This is a genomic window from Pseudomonas entomophila (assembly GCF_023277925.1).
In the GTDB taxonomy this organism is placed as follows: domain Bacteria; phylum Pseudomonadota; class Gammaproteobacteria; order Pseudomonadales; family Pseudomonadaceae; genus Aquipseudomonas; species Aquipseudomonas entomophila_D.
On record NZ_CP063832.1, the window covers coordinates 4,482,604 to 4,501,193 of the forward strand.

At 64.3% G+C, this 18,590-nt stretch carries 18 protein-coding genes; 4 read left to right on the forward strand and 14 right to left on the reverse strand.

Features of this window, described 5'->3' with window-relative positions:
- Positions 1-3: 3 nt before the first annotated feature.
- The 3 genes from IM733_RS19930 to IM733_RS19940 all read left to right on the forward strand — a co-directional run bounded on the left by IM733_RS19930 (position 4) and on the right by IM733_RS19940 (position 3,966).
- Positions 4-474, forward strand: coding sequence for an inhibitor of vertebrate lysozyme family protein (locus IM733_RS19930; protein ID WP_248918158.1), 471 nt, complete (start codon positions 4-6; stop codon positions 472-474).
- A 731-nt stretch (positions 475-1,205) separates the two neighbouring features.
- Complete coding sequence (gltP, locus tag IM733_RS19935; protein ID WP_248918159.1) at positions 1,206-2,540, forward strand: glutamate/aspartate:proton symporter GltP; 1,335 nt, start codon at positions 1,206-1,208, stop codon at positions 2,538-2,540.
- Positions 2,541-2,736: 196 nt separating this feature from the next.
- Positions 2,737-3,966 (forward strand): nucleoside recognition domain-containing protein, encoded by a 1,230-nt coding sequence (locus IM733_RS19940; protein WP_248918160.1) that lies wholly within the window; start codon positions 2,737-2,739, stop codon positions 3,964-3,966.
- On the opposite strand, the gene IM733_RS19945 is transcribed toward IM733_RS19940, so the two are convergent.
- The 9 genes from IM733_RS19945 to IM733_RS19985 form a co-directional block, all read right to left on the reverse strand.
- Positions 3,948-4,562, reverse strand: a complete 615-nt coding sequence (locus tag IM733_RS19945; RefSeq protein ID WP_248918161.1) for an ABC-type transport auxiliary lipoprotein family protein — start codon at positions 4,560-4,562, stop codon at positions 3,948-3,950. The two genes, IM733_RS19940 and IM733_RS19945, sit on opposite strands and share 19 nt — an antisense overlap.
- Positions 4,559-5,497 carry an MlaD family protein gene (locus IM733_RS19950; RefSeq protein ID WP_248918162.1) on the reverse strand — a complete coding sequence of 313 codons (939 nt, stop codon included), beginning with the start codon at positions 5,495-5,497 and terminating at the stop codon, positions 4,559-4,561. Before IM733_RS19950 ends, IM733_RS19945 begins: the two co-directional genes overlap by 4 nt.
- A 3-nt stretch (positions 5,498-5,500) precedes the next feature.
- Positions 5,501-6,292, reverse strand: a complete 792-nt coding sequence (locus IM733_RS19955) for an ABC transporter ATP-binding protein (RefSeq protein ID WP_240064105.1) — start codon at positions 6,290-6,292, stop codon at positions 5,501-5,503.
- Positions 6,289-7,422, reverse strand: a complete 1,134-nt coding sequence (locus IM733_RS19960) for an ABC transporter permease (protein ID WP_248918163.1) — start codon at positions 7,420-7,422, stop codon at positions 6,289-6,291. The genes IM733_RS19955 and IM733_RS19960 overlap by 4 nt, the downstream gene beginning before the upstream one ends.
- Positions 7,423-7,582: 160 nt before the next feature.
- Positions 7,583-8,623: a DUF5924 family protein gene (locus tag IM733_RS19965; RefSeq protein ID WP_248918164.1), complete on the reverse strand. Its 1,041-nt coding sequence runs from the start codon at positions 8,621-8,623 to the stop codon at positions 7,583-7,585.
- A 136-nt stretch (positions 8,624-8,759) separates the two neighbouring features.
- On the reverse strand, positions 8,760-10,163 hold the full coding sequence (locus IM733_RS19970) for a M16 family metallopeptidase (RefSeq protein ID WP_248918165.1): 1,404 nt from the start codon (positions 10,161-10,163) through the stop codon (positions 8,760-8,762).
- Between the two features lie 31 nt (positions 10,164-10,194).
- Positions 10,195-11,853, reverse strand: coding sequence for a Na/Pi cotransporter family protein (locus IM733_RS19975; RefSeq protein ID WP_248918166.1), 1,659 nt, complete (start codon positions 11,851-11,853; stop codon positions 10,195-10,197).
- 282 nt (positions 11,854-12,135) lie between these two features.
- Positions 12,136-12,906: a TerC family protein gene (locus IM733_RS19980; protein ID WP_248918167.1), complete on the reverse strand. Its 771-nt coding sequence runs from the start codon at positions 12,904-12,906 to the stop codon at positions 12,136-12,138.
- 72 nt (positions 12,907-12,978) lie between these two features.
- Complete coding sequence (locus IM733_RS19985; RefSeq protein WP_248918168.1) at positions 12,979-14,286, reverse strand: CitMHS family transporter; 1,308 nt, start codon at positions 14,284-14,286, stop codon at positions 12,979-12,981.
- Between the two features lie 268 nt (positions 14,287-14,554).
- On the opposite strand from IM733_RS19985, the gene IM733_RS19990 reads away from it, so the two are divergent.
- A complete protein-coding gene (locus IM733_RS19990) occupies positions 14,555-14,956 on the forward strand; it encodes a GFA family protein (RefSeq protein WP_248918169.1) in 402 nt (133 codons plus the stop codon).
- A 79-nt stretch (positions 14,957-15,035) separates the two neighbouring features.
- Here IM733_RS19990 and IM733_RS19995 read toward each other — a convergent pair whose 3' ends face one another.
- The 5 genes from IM733_RS19995 to IM733_RS20015 form a co-directional block, all read right to left on the reverse strand.
- Positions 15,036-16,994, reverse strand: coding sequence for a DUF4105 domain-containing protein (locus tag IM733_RS19995; protein WP_248918170.1), 1,959 nt, complete (start codon positions 16,992-16,994; stop codon positions 15,036-15,038).
- The gene (locus IM733_RS20000) at positions 16,991-17,311 is read right to left on the reverse strand and encodes a DUF2388 domain-containing protein (protein WP_011531558.1); all 321 of its coding nucleotides are present in this window, start codon (positions 17,309-17,311) and stop codon (positions 16,991-16,993) included. The genes IM733_RS19995 and IM733_RS20000 overlap by 4 nt, the downstream gene beginning before the upstream one ends.
- Before the next feature lie 33 nt (positions 17,312-17,344).
- Positions 17,345-17,638 carry a DUF2388 domain-containing protein gene (locus IM733_RS20005; RefSeq protein ID WP_213659066.1) on the reverse strand — a complete coding sequence of 98 codons (294 nt, stop codon included), beginning with the start codon at positions 17,636-17,638 and terminating at the stop codon, positions 17,345-17,347.
- A gap of 91 nt (positions 17,639-17,729) precedes the next feature.
- Complete coding sequence (locus tag IM733_RS20010; protein WP_240064097.1) at positions 17,730-18,047, reverse strand: DUF2388 domain-containing protein; 318 nt, start codon at positions 18,045-18,047, stop codon at positions 17,730-17,732.
- A 298-nt stretch (positions 18,048-18,345) separates the two neighbouring features.
- Positions 18,346-18,558, reverse strand: a complete 213-nt coding sequence (locus IM733_RS20015; RefSeq protein ID WP_011531561.1) for a DUF1127 domain-containing protein — start codon at positions 18,556-18,558, stop codon at positions 18,346-18,348.
- Positions 18,559-18,590 lie beyond the last annotated feature (32 nt).

Below are 18,590 nucleotides of genomic sequence, written 5' to 3' on the forward strand. Positions count from 1 at the left end.
ACCATGAGCCGGATGCTTTGCACTGCCCTGGCCGGCGCCCTGCTTCTGGGCGCTGGAACGGCGGCGATGGCGGCCAATGACGGCCAGGTCCGTGCCGACCAGTTGTTAGGCACGGACCCTGAATACCGGGAAACCTGGCAGGACACGATCAAGGGCGAGGAGCGCCTGCCCGAGTGGGTGGTCAACCTCAGTGGCAGCGCACCGTTGCAGATGTCCGCAGTGACCGAGGACGGCGACAAGTACCTGGTCGGCCCGCTCTGCGAGTTCCAGGGTAACTGCACCTACAAGCGGCTGATCGTAGCCTTCAGCTGGGACAAGGAACACGCCTACGGGATGCTCGTGGAAGTGCCCGAAGGCCTGCCTGCCGACAAGTCACCGACCCGTCACGCCGAGTACCGCTGGCTCGGCAAGCCGGACGACGGCATGCAAGCGCTGCTACGAGAGCAGCTCAAGCGCGACCCGAACTGGTACTGACCAGCGGTCACGCTCTGTAACGCAACGGAAGCTGAACCTTTTTATCGTTCTGGCTTCTATGTTGCGCGGCCCCGAGGACGGGCCGCGCATGACCAGGGGGCCGGGCCGTTCTGACTGATGCAGGGTCGGAGTGGCCTAGGGGTACAGGGAGTGCCTCCGTGATGGGCCGGGTCAGGAGAAGGTGGCATCGGGAGCTGCAGATCGGCCGTGTCGAGCACGATGCGCTGACCGGTCTGGCTTCCGAAGCACCTGATGTAGGAATTCTTCCTTCTATATGCACGACTTTTTACCAAGACACATTTTGTCTCGACCGTACATCGAAATTTTTTAGGCTGTCCGATAGGTCAGGTCAGATGGCATTTCAGCCATTCGGATTGTCGAACAGGCCATCATAACCCCCGCATGCATACCTCTAAATCTGCCGAAAAATGGCGCTTTGGTCTTGTTCGGAAATCCGAACGTTGAAAATCAAGGCTTTGGCGATGCCCGATTTACAGGTTGAGTCTCATGCCGATTCGGCATGGGGTAGTCGTTTCCGGCATTAGACTGCCCCCCTTCCCGTCGCAATAGTTGCCGCCTTTTTCCCTGGCCCGAGCACCTGAACCATTCGCTCGCGGTGTCCTTACATGGGGTCACCGGACGGCAAGCAATGCAGCCCTTCATGCTTTTAGAAGCTCTGGGACGCGGCTTTCCGCTTGGTGCCCGTGACCACTACAACAAAGGGTAATGACATGAAGAAGGCAAAACTGAGCCTCGCCTGGCAGATCGTGATCGGTCTGTTGCTGGGCGTTGCAGTCGGCGCGCTACTGAATCATTTCAGTGCGGAAAAGGCATGGTGGATCAGTAACGTCCTCCAGCCCGCTGGCGACATCTTCATTCGCCTGATCAAGATGATCGTCGTCCCGATCGTGATTTCGTCGCTGATCGTGGGCATCGCCGGGGTTGGCGACGCGAAGAAACTGGGCAGCATTGGCCTGAAGACCATCATTTACTTCGAGGTGGTGACCACCATCGCCATCGTCGTCGGCCTGGTCCTCGCCAACGTATTCCACCCGGGTGCCGGCATCGATATGAGCACCCTGGGCACCGTCGACATCTCCAAGTACCAGGCCACCGCGGCCGAGGTGCAGCATGAGCACGCGTTCATCGAGACGCTGCTCAACCTGATCCCGTCGAACATCTTCGCGGCGCTGATGCGTGGCGAGATGCTGCCGATCATCTTCTTCTCGGTCATGTTCGGCATGGGCTTGTCGAGCCTCAATGCCGACCTGCGCGAGCCGCTGGTGAAGACGTTCCAGGGTGTGTCGGAGACCATGTTCAAGGTCACCCACATGATCATGAACTACGCCCCGATCGGCGTGTTCGCCCTGATCGCCGCCACCGTCGCCAACTTCGGCTTTGCCTCGCTGCTGCCACTGGCCAAGCTGGTGCTGCTGGTGTACTTCGCCATCGCCTTCTTCGCCTTCATGGTGCTGGGCCTGGTGGCGCGCGTGTTCGGCTTCTCGGTCATCAAGATCATGCGCATCATGAAGGACGAGCTGATCCTCGCCTACTCCACCTCCAGCTCCGAGACCGTGCTGCCGCGCGTGATCGAGAAGATGGAGAAGTACGGCGCGCCGAAGTCGATCTGCTCGTTCGTGGTACCGACCGGCTACTCGTTCAACCTCGACGGCTCGACCTTGTACCAGAGCATCGCGGCGATCTTCATCGCCCAGCTGTACGGCATCGACCTGTCCTGGAGCCAGCAGCTGCTGCTGGTACTGACCCTGATGGTCACCTCCAAGGGTATCGCCGGCGTGCCGGGCGTGTCCTTCGTGGTACTGCTGGCTACCCTGGGCAGCGTGGGCATCCCGCTGGAAGGCCTGGCCTTCATCGCCGGTGTCGACCGCATCATGGACATGGCGCGTACCGCGCTGAACGTGGTGGGTAACGCCCTGGCCGCCGTGGTCATCGCCAAGTGGCAGGGTATGTACGACGCTGAGAAAGGCGAGGCGTACTACAACTCGCTGGTGCTGAACAAAGGCAAGAGCGACGCCGTGGTGGCGGGCAAGACCGTCAACCAGTAAGCCTTTGCGCTGAACGAAAAGCCCCGACCTGTCGGGGCTTTTTGCATTCCACTGGCCCGTGGCAGCCGGCTTGCCGGCGAACACCGGCATAGCCGGTGCCAGATACTGCGTCGCCTCCTTCGCTGGCAAGCCGGCTCCTACAGGGGGGTGAGCGTTTGCGCTATCATTCGGGCATTTTTCACGGGAGAACACACGGATGCTCAACGGCCTGTGGCTCGGCTTTTTCCTGGTGGCGGCCATCTCCGCCCTGGCCCAGTGGCTGGTGGGTGGCAACGCCGGTATCTTCGCCGCCATGGTCGAGAGCATCTTCGCCATGGCCAAGCTGTCGGTGGAAGTCATGGTCCTGCTGTTCGGCACCCTGACGCTGTGGCTGGGCTTCCTCAAGATCGCCGAGAAGGCCGGTATCGTCGAATGGCTGGCCAAGGTGCTCGGCCCCTTGTTCGCCCGGCTGATGCCGGAGGTGCCGCCCGGCCACCCCGCCCTGGGGCTGATCACCATGAACTTCGCCGCCAACGGCCTGGGCCTGGACAACGCCGCCACGCCTATTGGGCTGAAGGCCATGCGTTCGCTGCAGGAACTCAACCCCAGCAGCACCACGGCGAGCAACGCGCAGATCCTGTTCCTGGTGCTCAACGCCTCGTCGCTGACCCTGCTGCCGGTGACCATCTTCATGTACCGCGCCCAGCAGGGTGCGGCCGACCCGACCATGGTGTTCCTGCCGATCCTGCTGGCCACCAGTTGCTCGACACTGGTCGGGCTGCTGTCGGTGGCAGTGATGCAGCGCCTGCGCCTGTGGGATCCGGTGGTGCTCGCCTACCTGATCCCCGGCGCTTTGCTGCTGGGCGGTTTCATGGCCTTTCTCGGCACCCTGTCGGCGGCCGCCCTGGCCAGCCTGTCGTCGATCCTTGGTAACCTGACGCTGTTCGGCGTGATCATCCTGTTCCTGGTCATCGGCGCGTTGCGACGGGTGCAGGTGTACGAAGCATTCGTCGAGGGCGCCAAGGAAGGCTTCGACGTGGCCAAGAGCCTGCTGCCGTACCTGGTGGCGATGTTGGTGGCGGTTGGTGTGCTGCGCGCCTCAGGTGCCCTCGAGCTGGCCCTGGACGGTATCCGGCACGCGGTGAACGGGATGGGCCTGGACACCCGTTTCGTGGAGGGCTTGCCCACTGCGTTGGTCAAACCGTTCTCCGGCAGCGCGGCGCGGGCCATGCTGATCGAGACCATGCAGTCCCAAGGCGTGGACAGTTTCCCGGCCCTGGTGGCGGCGACAGTCCAGGGCAGCACGGAAACCACCTTCTATGTGCTGGCGGTGTACTTCGGCGCGGTGGGTATCCAGCGGGTGCGCCACGCAGTGGGTTGCGCCCTGCTGGCCGAGCTGGCCGGGGTAATCGCGGCGGTCTTCGTCTGCTACTGGTTCTTCGGCTGAGCCTGGCCGACGGTCCAGTCGATCACCTGCCGCGCCAGCTGGTCGCTGGCCGTGCCGAAGCCAGCGACCACTGCCGGCACTTGCAACTGGCCTAGCGGCTGGCGCACCTCGAAGCGTTTGCTGGCGAGAATGCGCTGGCTGCGCCCCTGCACCAGCCGCGCGTCATAGCGGATCACCACTTCCACGTTTCCTCCAGGCCGATATTCGGCCTGGAAGGCCTGCAATTCGCCCCCCAGCTCATAGTCGGCCTGCAGGTTGCTGTCGTCGGCGCTCAGGCGCTGTACCCGGCCGTCGCGCTGGAAGCCATCGAGCAGGCGGTTGCGCAGCAGCATCGGCACTGGGTCGCTCCAGCGGGCGCCCTTGTAGCTGCTGATCACGTCACCCTGGGGGACCACCGCGATGCGCGGCCCGGCCAGGGCTTCGCTGGCCAGGGGCTTGTTCAGGCGCAGCGACCAGTCCAGCGGCGCGGCGCCACGAGCCGGCTGGGCGACCGGCAGGCGATAGATATCCACAGGCTCGCCCTGGGGCAGGATCGAGCAGGCCGAAGCCAGGCTCAGGGTGGCGGCGAGCGCGACCAGGCGCAGGGACGGCTTCATGGCTGGAACTCCTTGTTGTTGTCGCGGCCCAGCAGGTAGCCGCTGGGGTCTGCCTCCAGGCGCCGGGAGATGCCCTTGAGCGCGTTGAGGGTCTCGCGCAGTTCGCGGATCGCCGGGGACAATTGGTTCAGGCCCTGGGCGCCGTCGTCGATGGATTGGCGGTTGTCCTGGAGCAGGCTATTGAGGGTGGCGGCGCTTTCGGCCAGCGCCTGCATGGCCTGTTCGGCGCTACCAATCGCCTGCTTGCCCTGGTTGCCGAGCAGGCCGTTGGCGTTGCGCATCAGGGCCTGGGTTTCGGCGAGCGTGGCATTGGCCTGCTTGCCGACCTGGGCCAGCTGTTCGATGGCCGAAGAAATCCCGCCCTTCTGGTTGGCGAAGGCGCCGGTGGTCTGCTCCAGGTTCGCCAGGGTGTTGCTCAGCCGCTCGATGTTGCCCTCGGAGAACATCTGGTTGGCGTTGTGCAGCAGCAGGTTGATGTTGGTCACCAGGTCGCTGCTGTCGTTGAGCAGGCGCGAAATCGGCGAGGGCGAGGCGACGATCACCGGCAGCTTGCCACCCTTGCCCTTGAGCTCAGGACTCTGTGGGGTGCCACCGCTGAGCTGGATGAACGAGTTGCCGGTGACGCCGGCCAGCGTGAGCTTGGCCTGGGTGTCCTCTTTGACTGGCGTGTCACCGCTCAGGCGCACGCGGGCCAGGACCCGTCGCGGGTCCTTCGGGTCCAGGCGCAGGCTGCTGACATCGCCGACCTTGATGCCGTTGTATTGCACCGGGCTGCCACGGGACAGCCCCGAGACCGCCTCATTGAACACCACTTCGTAGTCCTTGAAAGCTGTGTCGACGCTGGACTTGGTCAGCCACAGGCCGAAGAGCATGGCGCCGGCCACCACCAGCACGGTGACCAGGCCGATCAGAACATGATGAGCTCGGGTTTCCATCGTTCAGCGCTCCTGGCGGGCGCGCAGGGCGGCGTCTTCGGCCGCCCGGCCACGCGGGCCGTGAAAGTATTCGTGGATCCACGGGTCGTCGGCCTGCTCGACTTCGCTGAGCGGCCCGGCCACCAGCACCTTCTTCTGCGCCAGCACCGCCACCCGGTCGGTGATGGTGTAGAGCGTGTCCAGGTCATGGGTGATCAGGAACACCGACAGGCCCAGGGCGTCGCGCAGGGTCAGGATCAGTTGGTCGAAGGCGGCGGCGCCGATCGGGTCGAGGCCGGCGGTAGGCTCGTCGAGGAACAGGATGTCGGGGTCCAGGGCCAGGGCGCGGGCCAGGGCGGCGCGCTTGATCATGCCGCCGGACAGCGACGCGGGGTATTTGTCGGCGGCGCTGATGGGTAGGCCGGCCAGGGCCAGCTTCACCCCGGCCAGGTGCTCGGCGTCGGCGCGCGACAGCCCGGCGTGTTCGATCAACGGCAGGGCGACGTTCTCGGTGACGGTCAGCGAAGAGAACAGCGCGCCCTTCTGGAACAGCACGCCGAAGCGCCGCTCCACCAACGAGCGCTGCGTTTCATCCAGCGTGGCCAGGTCCTGGCCGAATACCCGGACTTGCCCCTCATTGGGCCGCCGCAAGCCGATGATGCTGCGCAGCAGCACAGATTTACCGCTGCCCGAGCCTCCGACCACGGCGAGAATTTCACCGCGGTACAGGTCCAGATCGAGGTTTTCGTGCACGCTCTGGCTACCGAAGCGGTTGCAGATGCCCCGTGCCTCGATCACTGCTTCCCGGCCCGTCACCAGCCCATCTCCATGAAGAACAGCGCGGCCACCGCGTCCAGCACGATGACCACGAAAATCGACTGCACCACGGCGGAGGTGGTGTGGGCGCCCACCGACTCGGCACTGCCACTGACCTTGAAGCCTTCCAGGCAGCCGATGGCGGCGATCAGGAAGGCGAAGAACGGTGCCTTGGCCAGGCCCACCAGGAAGTGTTGAACGCCGATGTCGCTCTGCAACAGCGAGAGGAACATGGCTGGCGAGATATCCAGGGTCAGCGCGCAGACCACCGCGCCGCCGACCATGCCGCAGAGCATCGCGACGAAGGTCAGCAGCGGCAGCGCGATCAGCAGTGCCAGCACCCGTGGCACCACCAGCAGTTCGATGGGGTTCAGGCCCAGGGTGCGGATGGCGTCGATCTCTTCGTTGGCCTTCATCGAGCCGATCTGCGCGGTGAAGGCACTGGCAGTGCGGCCGGCCATGAGGATGGCAGTCAGCAGCACGGCAAATTCACGCAGGAAGGAGAAGGCCACCAGGTCGACGGTGAAGATCGTCGCGCCGAACGCGGCCAGCACGGTGGCGCCGAGGAAGGCCACCACGGCGCCGACCAGGAAGGTCAGCAGGGCCACGATCGGCGCGGCGTCGAGGCCAGTCTGTTCGAGGTGCGCCACCACTGGGGTGACCCGCCAGCGGTGGGGTTGGAACAGGCACAACAGCAAGGTTTCGAGGATCAGGCCGATGAAGCCCAGCACCTGCCGGGTGTCCTGCCACAGCTGGTCGACCGCCCGGCCGATGCGCGCCAGCAGCAGGAGCAGCACCGGTTGCTCGGGCTGCTTGACCGGGATGCAGTAGTCCTGCACCGAGCAGTACACGTTCTTGAGCAAGGCGCGGCTGGCATCGGGGAGGTCGTCGGTGCAGCGCGACAGGCGCTCGGAACCCAGCAGCTCTGCCAACAGCGAGGCGCCGGCAGTGTCCAGGCGGCCCAGTTGGCTGAGGTCTACTTGGGTATCATCGCCGTACTGGCTGCCCAGGCGCTCGCATTCGCGCTTGAGGCTAGCGTAGTGCGCCAGGGTCCAGTCGCCGACGATATGCAGGCGGGTGGGCTGCTGCTGGGTGTCCAGGGTAGCGCTCGGGGCGGTCATAGGCTCCATGCATCTGACTGGGGGCATAGAGGCTGATCATAGCGCACTCTCATGAAGCGAAATCCAACACCTTGACCTGATACGACCACTGTAGGAGCGGCTTCAGCCGCGATCACCCGCGAAGCGGGTGCCAGAGGCCGCGTCGCCTGCATCGCGGCTAAAGTTGCTCCTACCAGCGAACTGGGCCCTGTTTAGGTGCTGCGTCGTCGACCACCTTGAACCGCAACACCCCGATCACCTGCCCATCCTCGGTCAGCACCCTCACCTGCCACTTGCCCACCGGGTTGGGCGGGAAGTTCTGCTTGTGGGTCCAGGCGCGGTAGCCCTCCTTGCGCCCGCCGTGGATGTCCAGGGCGATGCGGTCGACCTCTTTGCCGTTGAGTTGCCACACATGGTAGATACGCTCGTTCAACCCGCGCGGCGCATTGATCGCGGTATAGGCGTACAACCCGCCGCTGCGGATGCGGCTGGCGGCGACTTCGTCCAGCGATGCACCTGGCTGGCGGTTGAGCACTTCGGTGCTGATCGCCACGTCGGTCATCCACAGGGTGGCTGGCGGTACCCAGGAGCGTAGCAGCCAGCCACCGCCCCCCACCGCCAGGGTGACCAGCACCAGCCCCACGCCACGGCGCCAGTTGTTGATCGGGAAGCTGCTGGCCAGGCTCGGGAACGACAGCACCATGGCGGCGATCAGCGCCAGCTTGAAGCTTTGCGCGGTGGTCAGGTTGAGGATGATCGGCAGCGCCGTGAGCAGGGCGGCGAACAGCGTCAGGGTGTGCAGCGCCAGGAACAGCCAGCGCCGTGGCGCCAGCCACTTGTGGTACAGCGGGTCGATGATCGAGATCACCCCGGCGGCGCCGAGCAGGCCGGTGAACACCAGCTGGCCGCTGTTCCAGGTGGTGGTGATGAAGAAGAACGGCAAGACGAAAAACAGGCTTTCCTGGTGGATCATCTGCGTCGCGAAGCGCAGCAGCGGCTGCGGGATCTCGCGCTTGAAGGTGCGGGCGAACAGCTCGGTGAGGGTGTTTTCCAGCATCAGCCAGACCCAGCTGATCAACATGACGATGGCGATCCAGCTGGCCAGGCCGGCCTGGCGGTCGACCAGGATGAAGCTGCAGATCCCCGAGACGAAACCGTAGAGCGCGATGACGCCGGGGTAGCGCTTGAGCAGTTCGATCACGCGCAGGACGAAGTTGGGTAGTGGAGGCATGGGTCTACAACAGGATGAATGGGTAACAGCGCCGGCCTCTTCGCGGATAAATCCGCTCCTACAGGATTCGCGGTGAAGGAATTCTGTAGGAGCGGATTTATCCGCGAAGAGGTCGACACAGGATACCGCCGAATCACTATGCCCGAGTAGCACCACTGGGGCGATTCGCCATCACGCGGCGTCGGCGGATCAGGCCGATAGCCAGGAGTACACCCAGTGTCAACGCGACCAGCCCATACAGCTCGTCATACCCCAGCAGTGGTTTCTCGACCCGCAAGTACCCCGGCTCCTTCAGCAGCTCGCGCAATGCCGCGTCGGCATCTTTCAGGGTTACCTGGCGCAGCTTGCGCATCGGGTCGCTGAAGCGCCCGTTCTCGTAGTCGTTGAGCGCCCCCCAGTAATAGTCGGCCAGTGCCGTGTTGCCCTGGGTGCTCCAGCTTTCGCGGGCGATCGCCGCTTCCTTGATCCTGGCGAAGGTGTCTGGATCAAGGCCATGCTTGCGCAGATGGTCGAACAACTGCGTGAGTACTTTCACTGTGGTGTCGATGTCCTGGCGTTCGAGGTCGGCGTTGAGGCTGAGCATGCCACTGTCGCCGAAGCTCTCGCGCTGCGCCGAGGGGCCGTAGGACAGGCCATGGCGCAGGCGCAGCTGGTCGTACAGGGCCCAGTCCAGGTAGCGAGAGAGCAATTCCAGGGTCTGCTCGTGGCCGGTGTCCAGGGTAGGTTCTATGAACAGCCAGTGCAGCTTGACGCTGTCGCCCAGCCAGCCGCGGGTCAGGTCGCGGCGCTGTTCGGCCTGCTGGCTGATGCTCTCGAGATTGCGCCGTTCCTCTGGCTCCGTTGCCGGCAGTTCGCCGAAGGTTCGCTCAAGATACGCCGGCAGCAGGCGGTCGAGGCCGCCGACGACGATCAGGGTCATGTTGTTGGCGACATACCAGTGCTCACGCAGGTGCTGGACCTGCTCGAGGGTCATGTCGTCGACATCGGAGCGCTCCTTGCACTTGAGGCCGAGCTCCGTCGCCAGTTGTTCGCTGGCCGGGTGGCCGACCTCCTGGCGATCCAGCCAGCGCTGCAGGTGGCCGTAGTGGCCGCCGTCCTCGCGCTCGATGATCTTCTTCGCCGTGGCCAGGGCCTTGGCGTCGATACGCGTGTCGCGCAGCAGCGAGAGCAGCAGGTCGAGCACCTTGCGCTGGTTGCGCGCGGGGGCCTCGATGACGAAGGTGGTGTCGGCGCTGCTGGTGAAGGCGTTCCACTCCCCGCCCAGCGCCTGGATACGCTCCTCCAGGCCACCCTCCCCGGTCTCATCGATGCCACTGAACAACAGGTGCTCCAGCAGGTGCGGCAGCTCCCGCTGGTCGCAGTCGAAGTCGTCGAGGCCGACCCCCACCACCAGGCGGATCGAGACATGGTCGCGTTCGTAGCCGGACTTGAGGATCACCTGCAGGCCGTTGGGCAACAGGTAGCCTTCTACCCGCGAGCGATCGAGGGCAAGGCTGGGCAGGCTGCAGATCAGCAGGCAAACGAACATCAGGCAACGCATGGGCGAGCTTCGGTCTCCGGGGCGCGTGAATTCAGGGTTGGCGGGCTTCGTCCGGCACACTGTCGAGCATCAGCCCGCCGGTATCGGTGCCGCCCAGTACCACATAGGCACTGCTGCAGAATAAAGAGTTCAACCGTTTCATGTCGGCGATGAGCTCCAAGTGTAGCGAACTGGTCTCGATACTCTGCACCACTTTACGTTGCAGGCGGCTGACATGGGCATGGGCGAGGCGCCGCTCCTGGGCGCGGAAGCGTCGCTTTTCCCGCAGCAACTGATGCGCGCTTTGCGGGTCGGCCGTGAGGAACACCGACAAGCCCAGGCGCAAGTTGGCCAGCAGTTGTTCTTGCAGGCCGGTCAACTCCTCCAGGCCGACCTGCGAGAACTCGCGGCGCTGCGAGGTCTTCTGTTGCTGCACCTTGCGCAGCATGCGTTCGATCAAGTCGCTGGCCAGCTTGAGGTTGATCGCCAGCTCGATGATCTCGGCCCAGCGCCGGTTGTCCTGGTCGCCGAGGTCTTCGCGCGGCATCTGCGCCAGGTAGAGTTTGATGGCGTTGTACAGGGCTTCGGCATCCTCGCTCAAGGCACGCACCTGTTGCGGCATGGCGGCCTGGGTGCCACGTAGCGCCCCGAGCATGGCGGCAAGCAGGCTGTCGACGATGTCGCCCAGGCGCAGGGTTTCGCGCACGGCGTTGGCCAGGGCCAGCGTGGGGGTGGTCAGGGCGGTGGGGTCGAGGTGGCGGGGCTGGTGGTGACCGTTGCCACTCTCCCGATCTGGCAGCAGGCTGTCGCACACGCGGCCCATGAGCGTGGTCGTGGGCAGCATGAGCAGGCAGCGCAGGGTGTTGTAGAGCAGGTGGAAGCCGATCACCAGCTCCTGGGGGCTGAAACTCAGGCTGTCCATCCACTCCACCAGCGGATGCAGCACCGGAATGATCAGCACCAGGCCGATCATCTTGTACAGCAGGCTGCCCAGCGCCACTCGCCGCCCAGCGCTGTTCTGCAGGCTGGTGGTGAGGAAGGCGAGCAGGCCGCTGCCGATGTTGGCGCCGATCACCAGGCCGATGGCCACCGGCAGGCTGATCACCTCTGCCCCGGCCAGGGTGGCGGTGAGCAGCACGGCGGCGAGGCTGGAGTAGGAGATCATCGCGAACAGCGCGCCGACCAGGGCGTCGAGGAGGATGTCGCCGGTCAGCGAGGCGAACAGCACCTTCACCCCCTGGGCGTGGGTGATGGGGGCAGCGGCATGCACGATCAACTGCAGCGCCAGGATGATCAGGCCCAGGCCGATGCCCACCCTGCCCAGTTGGCCGGCGCGGGTCTGCTTGCGCGAAAGAAAGAAGATGACCCCGAGGAAGATCAGCAGCGGCGACAGCCAGGACAGGTCGAAGGTCAGCACCCGGGCCATCAGCGCGGTACCGACGTCGGCCCCAAGCATGATCGCCAGGGCCGGGGTCATGGCCATCAGCCCCTGGCCGACGAAGGAGGTGACCAGCATGGCGGTGGCGTTGCTGCTCTGCACCATGGCGGTCACGAGAATGCCGGCGATGAACGCCAGCGGGCGCTTGTTCATGTTCTGGCTCAGCACCCGGCGCAGGTTCGCACCGAATACCCGCAGGATGCCGGTGCGCACGATGTGCGTGCCCCAGACCAGCAGGGCGACGGCTGAGAGCAGGTTGAGCAGGGTCAGCATGTTCGGGGCCCCCTTTTCTGTGCCCCAGCGCGGGGCCAATGGGTGAAGCGGCGAGCCTGGCCCGGGGGTGGGCGGTTTTCTCAGTGCTCACTGAAGCTTTAGTTGTTTTGCGCGTCAGGTGCCAGCTTGGCATGGCTGAAACATATTTGAAACCTGTAGGGGCCTGCCTTGCTGGCGACGATCTCGAGTGGTGCTGTTCGCCAGCAAGGCTGGTTCCTACAGACGGCGGCGCAAATGACAGAGGGCCCCGAAGGGCCCTCTGTCTTGCTGCGCTACCTGGTCTTACTGACCCGGAATGTCCTTGCGCAGTTTCACCGGGTCATGCTCCTTGCCCTTTTTACGCGCCATCGCCGTGCGCATGCGGATATTGACCGCCTCCACCGCCAGCGAGAAGGCCATGGCGAAGTACACATAGCCTTTCGGTACGTGCACGTCGAACGATTCGGCGATCAGCACGGTACCGACGACGATCAGGAACGAAAGCGCAAGCATCTTCAACGAAGGGTGCTTGTCGATGAAGTCGCTGATGGTGCCGGCGCAGAGCATCATCACCAGCACCGCGACGATGATCGCGGCGATCATCACCGGCACGTGGGAAACCATGCCCACGGCCGTGATCACCGAGTCCAGGGAGAACACGATGTCGATGATGGCGATCTGGATGATGGTGTAGAAGAACTGGCCACCCGCGCCTTTCGGCTCTTCTGCGCTCTCATCCTCGCCTTCCAGGCCGTGGTAGATCTCCTGGGAGCTCTTCCACAGCAGGAACAAGCCGCCGAAGAACAGAATCAGGTCGCGTCCAGAGATGCCCTGGCCCAGTACATGGAACAGGTCGTCGGTCAGGCGCATGACCCAGGTGATCGACAGCAGCAGCATGATCCGCGTGACCATGGCCAGGGCCAGGCCGAAGATCCGCGTGCGCGGTTGCATGTGCTTGGGCATGCGGCTGACCAGGATCGAAATCATGATGATGTTGTCGATCCCGAGCACGATCTCAAGGGCTGTGAGGGTGAAAAAGGCAACCCAGATTTCCGGGCTGGTCAGCCATTCCATGTGTATTCCTTCGAGCAGTAAAGGCAAAGCGCCCAAATGGCGGGCGCTTTGCGGTTGGATGATGCGCTTGTATTACAGACTGCTGAACAGCGGGAAAGTCCCCAGGGCCAGCGCGCCGAACATTATGCACAGGCACACCAGCACTGCCCACTTGAGGGTGAAGCGCTGGTGGTCGCCGAACTCGATGCCGGCCAGGGCCACCAGCAGGTAGGTGGAGGGTACCAGCGGGCTGAGCAGGTGTACCGGCTGCCCGACGATCGACGCACGGGCCATTTCCACCGGGGTGACGCCATAGTGGCTGGCGAACTCCGACAGCACCGGCAGCACGCCGTAGTAGAAGGCGTCATTGGACATGAAGAAAGTGAACGGCATGCTGACGATGGCGGTGATCACCGCCATGTACGGGCCGAACGCCTCCGGAATCACCGCCAGCAGGCTCTTGGACATGGCGTCGACCATGCCGGTGCCCGACAGGATGCCGGTGAAGATGCCCGCGGCGAAGATCAGCCCGCTCACGGCCAGCACGCTGGAGGCGTGGGCGGCAATACGATCCTTCTGCTGTTGCAGGCACGGGTAGTTGACGATCATGGCGATACTGAAGGCGATCATGAACAGCACCGGCAGCGGCAACAGGCCGGCGATCAGCGCAACCATCAGTGCCGCGGTCAGGGCACCGTTGAACCAGATCAGTTTCGGGCGACGGGCTTCCGGGAACTGCGAAACGCTGATCTCGCTGTGGTCGATGTCGTCGGTCGGCAGGTGCAGCTCGCCCAGGCGGGCACGTTCGCGCTTGCCATACCAGTAGGCGATGGCCAGGATCGCCGCCACACCAAAGGCCATGGCCGGGATCATCGGCACGAAGATGTCCGACGGGTCCACGTGCAGGGCGCTGGCGGCGCGGGCGGTGGGGCCGCCCCACGGGGTCATGTTCATCACCCCGCCGGCGAGGATGATCAGGCCGGCCATGATCCGCGGGCTCATCCCCAGGCGGCTGTAAAGTGGCAGCATGGCGGCGCAGCAGATCATGTAGGTGGTGGCGCCGTCACCGTCGAGGGAGACCACCAGGGCCAGCACCGCGGTGCCGACCGACACTTTCAGCGGGTCGCCCTTGACCAGCTTGAGGATCTTGCGCACGGCCGGGTCGAACAGGCCGGAGTCGATCATCAGGGCGAAATAGAGAATGGCGAACATCAGCATCACACCGGTGGGCGCGAGTTTGCTGATGCCTTCGAGCATCATCGGACCGATCTTTGTGGAAAAACCACCGAACAGGGCGAACAGGATCGGTACCAGGATCAGGGCGATCAAGGCCGACAGGCGCTTGGTCATGATCAGGTACATGAAGGTGATGACCATGGCGAAGCCGAGGAAGGTCAGCATGGCGGTACTCCAGGCGTGGCGCGGCGAAAGGAAAGACGATTCGGGCGGATCAGCGCGTCAGGCGCTGCGCGAGGAGCAAACGGAGAGGGACTGCGAAAAGGCGGGCACAGGAAAACATCAGAATCACCATTGTTGTTGTTGATTGGGCCGGGCGCGGAAGTTTCCGGGTGCCCTGGCTGACCGGTCTGCTGCCGGTGGTGGCGCTATCCTATGTGGGCAAGCTTTCAGCCAGCTTTCGCCAGGTACGAGGCGACGGGAGGTCGATTCGATGTCGAATGTCGAAGAAGGCGGCTGCCATTGCGGCGCGCTGCGGTACCGATTGGAGGGTCCGCTGGGCGATGTCGCCCATTGCCATTGCTCGATCTGCCGGCGGGTCAGTGGCGGCGCCCTGGTGACGTGGGTCACCCTGCCGCTTGAGGGTTTCCAGTGGTTGTCGGGGTCACCCCAGCGTTATGTGGCGCCGGCCAGTTGCAGCCGGTATTTCTGTGGCCGGTGTGGCGCGCATGTGGCCTTGATGACCGCCCTCAGCCCGCAAACTATCGATGTGACAGTGGCGACGCTGGATCATCCGGAGCGGGTGCGGCCGAACAGGCATATCTGGGTGGGTAGCCGGTTGCCGTGGTTGAAGGTGGATGACGGGTTGCCTACTGAGGATGAAGAGCACCTGTGACGTCGCTGTCTGTGCCAAACACTTACCTGTATGAGCGGCTAAAGCCGCTCAACCTACAGGAATCTGGTGCGATTCAACATCAGGGTAGCTGCAGGCCCCCGGCGGCCTTGTGCAGCGTCCGCAGGTGCTCACCCACCTGCTTGATATTGGCTTCCACCGCCTTGATTTCCCGGCCCCGCTCCGGCCCCAGCAGCGCCCTCACCTGCTGGTCCAGGTCGGTGCTCAGGCGCAGCAGCTGCGCCTGGCGCTCGCTGCTCACCTGCTCCAACTGCTTGCGCTCTTCAGGTTGTGGCAAACCATAGCCCCCTGCCCCCAGCAATTCAGCCGGGCGGCTGAGGAAGCCGCTGTTGGCCAGCATCGCCTGCAGGGTTTGGTTGGCCTTGTCGAAGCTGCCATCCTTGAGCGCTCGGCCGTTCAGGTAGCGTTGCTTGACCTCGTCCTGTGCCAGCAACAGCTGGCGCCGCAGGCTGGCTTGTTCGAGCAGCAGCAAGGCGGCGCTGGTGCGCAGGTCGGCGCGGTCGAACCACTGTCGGCGTTGTTCGGCATCCAGCGCCAGCCAGTCCTCCACAGCGGCCTGCTTGATCGGCAAGTGCTTGCGCAACACGTCGAACATGGCTTGATAGCGGTCGCGGTAGGAGTCGAAGCGATAACCCAGGCGCAATGCCTCCCGGGGGTCGTCCAGCACGCTGGTGTCGGCCAGGCCCCTGCCCTTCATGACCTCGAGCAGGCCGTTGGGCATGATGCTGTCCAGGTCGTTGAAGCGGGGGTTGCCAGTGCCGCTGCGCAGCAGCTTCAGCGACTCCACCGCGCAGTTGTTGGACAGGAAGTAGTAGTTGCCGTCGTAGCTCCAGTGCATTTCGGCGGCCTGGCGCACCAGGTTCTCGATTTCATCACGGCTGAGCGTGATGGGCACCGAGGCCAGGCTGCGCAGTTCGGTCTTGGTGTACTCGTCGATCACCTGCCCCAGTGGCAGCACGAACAGGCGCGACGGGTAGGCACCGACCAGGCCGTCCCAGCTGGATAGCTGCACATCGTTGACGAAGGCGCGGTACGACAGCACCAGGTGCTGGTCGAGGTCGAGCCGGCATGCCGGGCCGCGTGGGCGACCAGGTGCGCAGATCACCAGGCGCAACATGCTGTGGCCCCAGCGGCTGACCCAGTTCTGGTTGGCCTCGGCCAGCAGGTAGTCGACTTCGTAGACCCGCTCGGGGTCGATCTCGCCGAGCGGTTGGCGCGCGAAGTCGTTGCCGGCGTTGAGGAACGGCAGGCCCTTGGCGCAGGTGTCCTGTTGCGGCGCCCAACCGAAGTGGTCGCGCAGGTACTGGTTGAGTGCCGGGCGGCGGCAGCCATAGCTGGGGTCGAGGAGGAAGTACTCCATGTTGACCGCTATGAACTCTTTTGGGCTGCTCAGCTCGTAGCTGTCCGGGCTGCGCACGAGTTGGCCGTTGTGCTGCTCGCGCTCGCCGCGGCGGCCGACGTATTGCGGCCAACCGGCCAGGTCGAGCAGGCGCGGGTCGTCGCTCAGGGTGAAGCGGCGTTCGGCCTGGCCACGGCAGTCTTCCGGCAGGCCGATCTTGCCAAGCGTGCCCTGCTGGCGCTTGCAGCGCGAGATCATCTGGCGCTCCGTCGCCGGCCACAGGCGGGCGCGGTCGTAGATATGGGTCAGTTCATGCAGGACCGTGGCCAACAGCTCTTCGCGAACCGTGCCATGGGGGCGGTTGGTCTTCTTGTGGGCAGCGCTGCCGTCAGCGAGGCTGGGCAGCAGGCGCCGGTTGAGGTCCAGGGTGGCGACCGGCGACGCCTGGCCATAGGCGTCCTCGGGCATGCGCTCGCTCCAGCTGACCAGGATGCGCCGGTCCAGTTGCTGCTTGAAGCGCGGCGGCAGCTTGGTCATGGCCTCGTCGAGCAGGGCCTGGCTGGCTTGCTGTTGTTGCGGATCGAGACCGTCGGCCTGCAACACCAACTGCAGGTCGGCCAGGGCGGGCGTGCCGAGCAGCGTCAGGGCGCAGCCGAGCAGCCAGGCACGCGCGCGCTTCACAGGGCGAGGATGGCTTCGGCCAGGACCTGGTCGCTGGCGTCGCGGGCTTCAGGCACGCGGGCACGCAGGGTGTCGAAGGCGGCTTCGAGCTGAGCGCCGCGGATATCGCCGTTGCTGGCGACGAAGCTGGCGGCGTCGTCATGGGCTTCGCGCACGACCTTCGAATCGCGGATCGAGGTAGTGGTATCAGAGGTGAAGTCGATCGAACGGCCGAAGGCCCGGACGATGATATTGCTGGTGGCCACCAGGGTGTGGGCCTGGGCAAGGTCGGCCAGTAGCAGCATGCCGAGGGTGGCGGCGATCAGCGGTTTACGCATGGAGCATCTCCGGGAATACGAGGAGTTGTGTGGTTATTGGACGAGAATCGCTTCGGCCAGTTCAAGGTCGCCGACGGAGTGCCGCGAACAGCCCTGGCGCAGTGTGTTGAGTGCCGCCTGCAGGCGTGCACCGCGGATCAGGCCGTCGCTGGCGACGAAGGCTGCGGCATCGTCTCGAGCGCCCGCGACCAGCTTGCGGTCGAACGGCGCGCTGGTCACCTGGCTGGTAACGAAACCGGTCAGGAACGGTGCCTGGGTGGTGGCGTCCATGGCATGGGCGCTTCCCACGCCGGCGAGGGCGAACAGCAAGGGCAACAGATAACGCATGGGCTTTCTGGGACGATGATCTCGGGCTGCGAAGGCTACTCCGGATTCCCTGGGCAGGGCCAGTGAATCCGGGTGTGGAGCCGGCTCTTAATCAGAGGGCGAGGATGGCGCGCGCCAATTGTGCGTCGCTGGCTTGCAGTTCAGGCAGTTGCTGGCGGATGTGCACGAATGCGCTTTCCAGCTTGGCGCCGCGGATCGCACCTTCGCTGCCGACGAAGCTGGCGGCGTCGTCGCGGGCGGCCTGGACGATCTTGTCGTCACGGAACGACGAGGAAATGTCGGACGTGGCATCGGTGGTGGCGGCTACGGCACCCACCACGGCATCGGTGGTGACGACGAAGCTGGTGGCATTGGCTGCGCCGGCGAAGGCCAGCAACAGGGCGGCGCCAAACAGATGATTACGGGACATGATCGAGTGACTCCTGCAGAGGGGCTGGGTGGACCTGCTTATCGGACGCTGGCTGGGTTCGTCACGGTACGTTTTCTACCAGGCGTGTAGGACAAGCGTAACACGCCGTGGTTCTGCCGCTCGGGACGGAGAAACATCACAATTCGTAACTGTACCTATTGATATTAATTAATACAAAACTGTTATGTTCTCTGTTGTGACGTGTCTAATGCGGGCCATACAAACAGAAAACCCGCCGCAGTTGCCTGCGACGGGTTCTTCTGAATTCGCGGTGCCGACGCGGGTCGGCAACCGAAGCTTAGCGCCAGAACGGCTTGCTCAGCTCTTCGTAGCGCTGCGACTCGCTGATACCGGCATCGGCCAGCAGGCGGGAGTCCAGGCGCGCCAGTTGGCGGCGGCTGGCCATGCGGCGCTGCCACAGTACCAGGGTGGACAGGACGCGCAGCGGCAGGGCGGCGTTGGAGGCTTGGGCGTTTTCGAAAACCAGGTCGGAACTGAGGGTACGTTCCATGATGTGTCATCCTTCCGCTTGTGGCGGCATTA

Excerpts from the sequence above, each read along its gene's own strand:
- IM733_RS19945 (WP_248918161.1), bottom strand. The coding sequence starts at position 4,562 with ATGAAGCCGTCCCTGCGCCTGGTCGCGCTCGCCGCCACCCTGAGCCTG.
- IM733_RS19940 (WP_248918160.1), top strand. The coding sequence starts at position 2,737 with ATGCTCAACGGCCTGTGGCTCGGCTTTTTCCTGGTGGCGGCCATCTCC.
- IM733_RS19990 (WP_248918169.1), top strand. The coding sequence starts at position 14,555 with ATGTCGAATGTCGAAGAAGGCGGCTGCCATTGCGGCGCGCTGCGGTAC.
- IM733_RS19930 (WP_248918158.1), top strand. The coding sequence starts at position 4 with ATGAGCCGGATGCTTTGCACTGCCCTGGCCGGCGCCCTGCTTCTGGGC.
- IM733_RS19965 (WP_248918164.1), bottom strand. The coding sequence starts at position 8,623 with ATGCCTCCACTACCCAACTTCGTCCTGCGCGTGATCGAACTGCTCAAG.
- gltP (WP_248918159.1), top strand. The coding sequence starts at position 1,206 with ATGAAGAAGGCAAAACTGAGCCTCGCCTGGCAGATCGTGATCGGTCTG.
- IM733_RS19950 (WP_248918162.1), bottom strand. The coding sequence starts at position 5,497 with ATGGAAACCCGAGCTCATCATGTTCTGATCGGCCTGGTCACCGTGCTG.
- IM733_RS20015 (WP_011531561.1), bottom strand. The coding sequence starts at position 18,558 with ATGGAACGTACCCTCAGTTCCGACCTGGTTTTCGAAAACGCCCAAGCC.
- IM733_RS19960 (WP_248918163.1), bottom strand. The coding sequence starts at position 7,422 with ATGGAGCCTATGACCGCCCCGAGCGCTACCCTGGACACCCAGCAGCAG.
- IM733_RS20005 (WP_213659066.1), bottom strand. The coding sequence starts at position 17,638 with ATGCGTTATCTGTTGCCCTTGCTGTTCGCCCTCGCCGGCGTGGGAAGC.
- IM733_RS19985 (WP_248918168.1), bottom strand. The coding sequence starts at position 14,286 with ATGCTGACCTTCCTCGGCTTCGCCATGGTCATCACCTTCATGTACCTG.
- IM733_RS19980 (WP_248918167.1), bottom strand. The coding sequence starts at position 12,906 with ATGGAATGGCTGACCAGCCCGGAAATCTGGGTTGCCTTTTTCACCCTC.
- IM733_RS19975 (WP_248918166.1), bottom strand. The coding sequence starts at position 11,853 with ATGCTGACCCTGCTCAACCTGCTCTCAGCCGTCGCCCTGCTGGTCTGG.
- IM733_RS20000 (WP_011531558.1), bottom strand. The coding sequence starts at position 17,311 with ATGCGTAAACCGCTGATCGCCGCCACCCTCGGCATGCTGCTACTGGCC.
- IM733_RS19970 (WP_248918165.1), bottom strand. The coding sequence starts at position 10,163 with ATGCGTTGCCTGATGTTCGTTTGCCTGCTGATCTGCAGCCTGCCCAGC.
- IM733_RS20010 (WP_240064097.1), bottom strand. The coding sequence starts at position 18,047 with ATGTCCCGTAATCATCTGTTTGGCGCCGCCCTGTTGCTGGCCTTCGCC.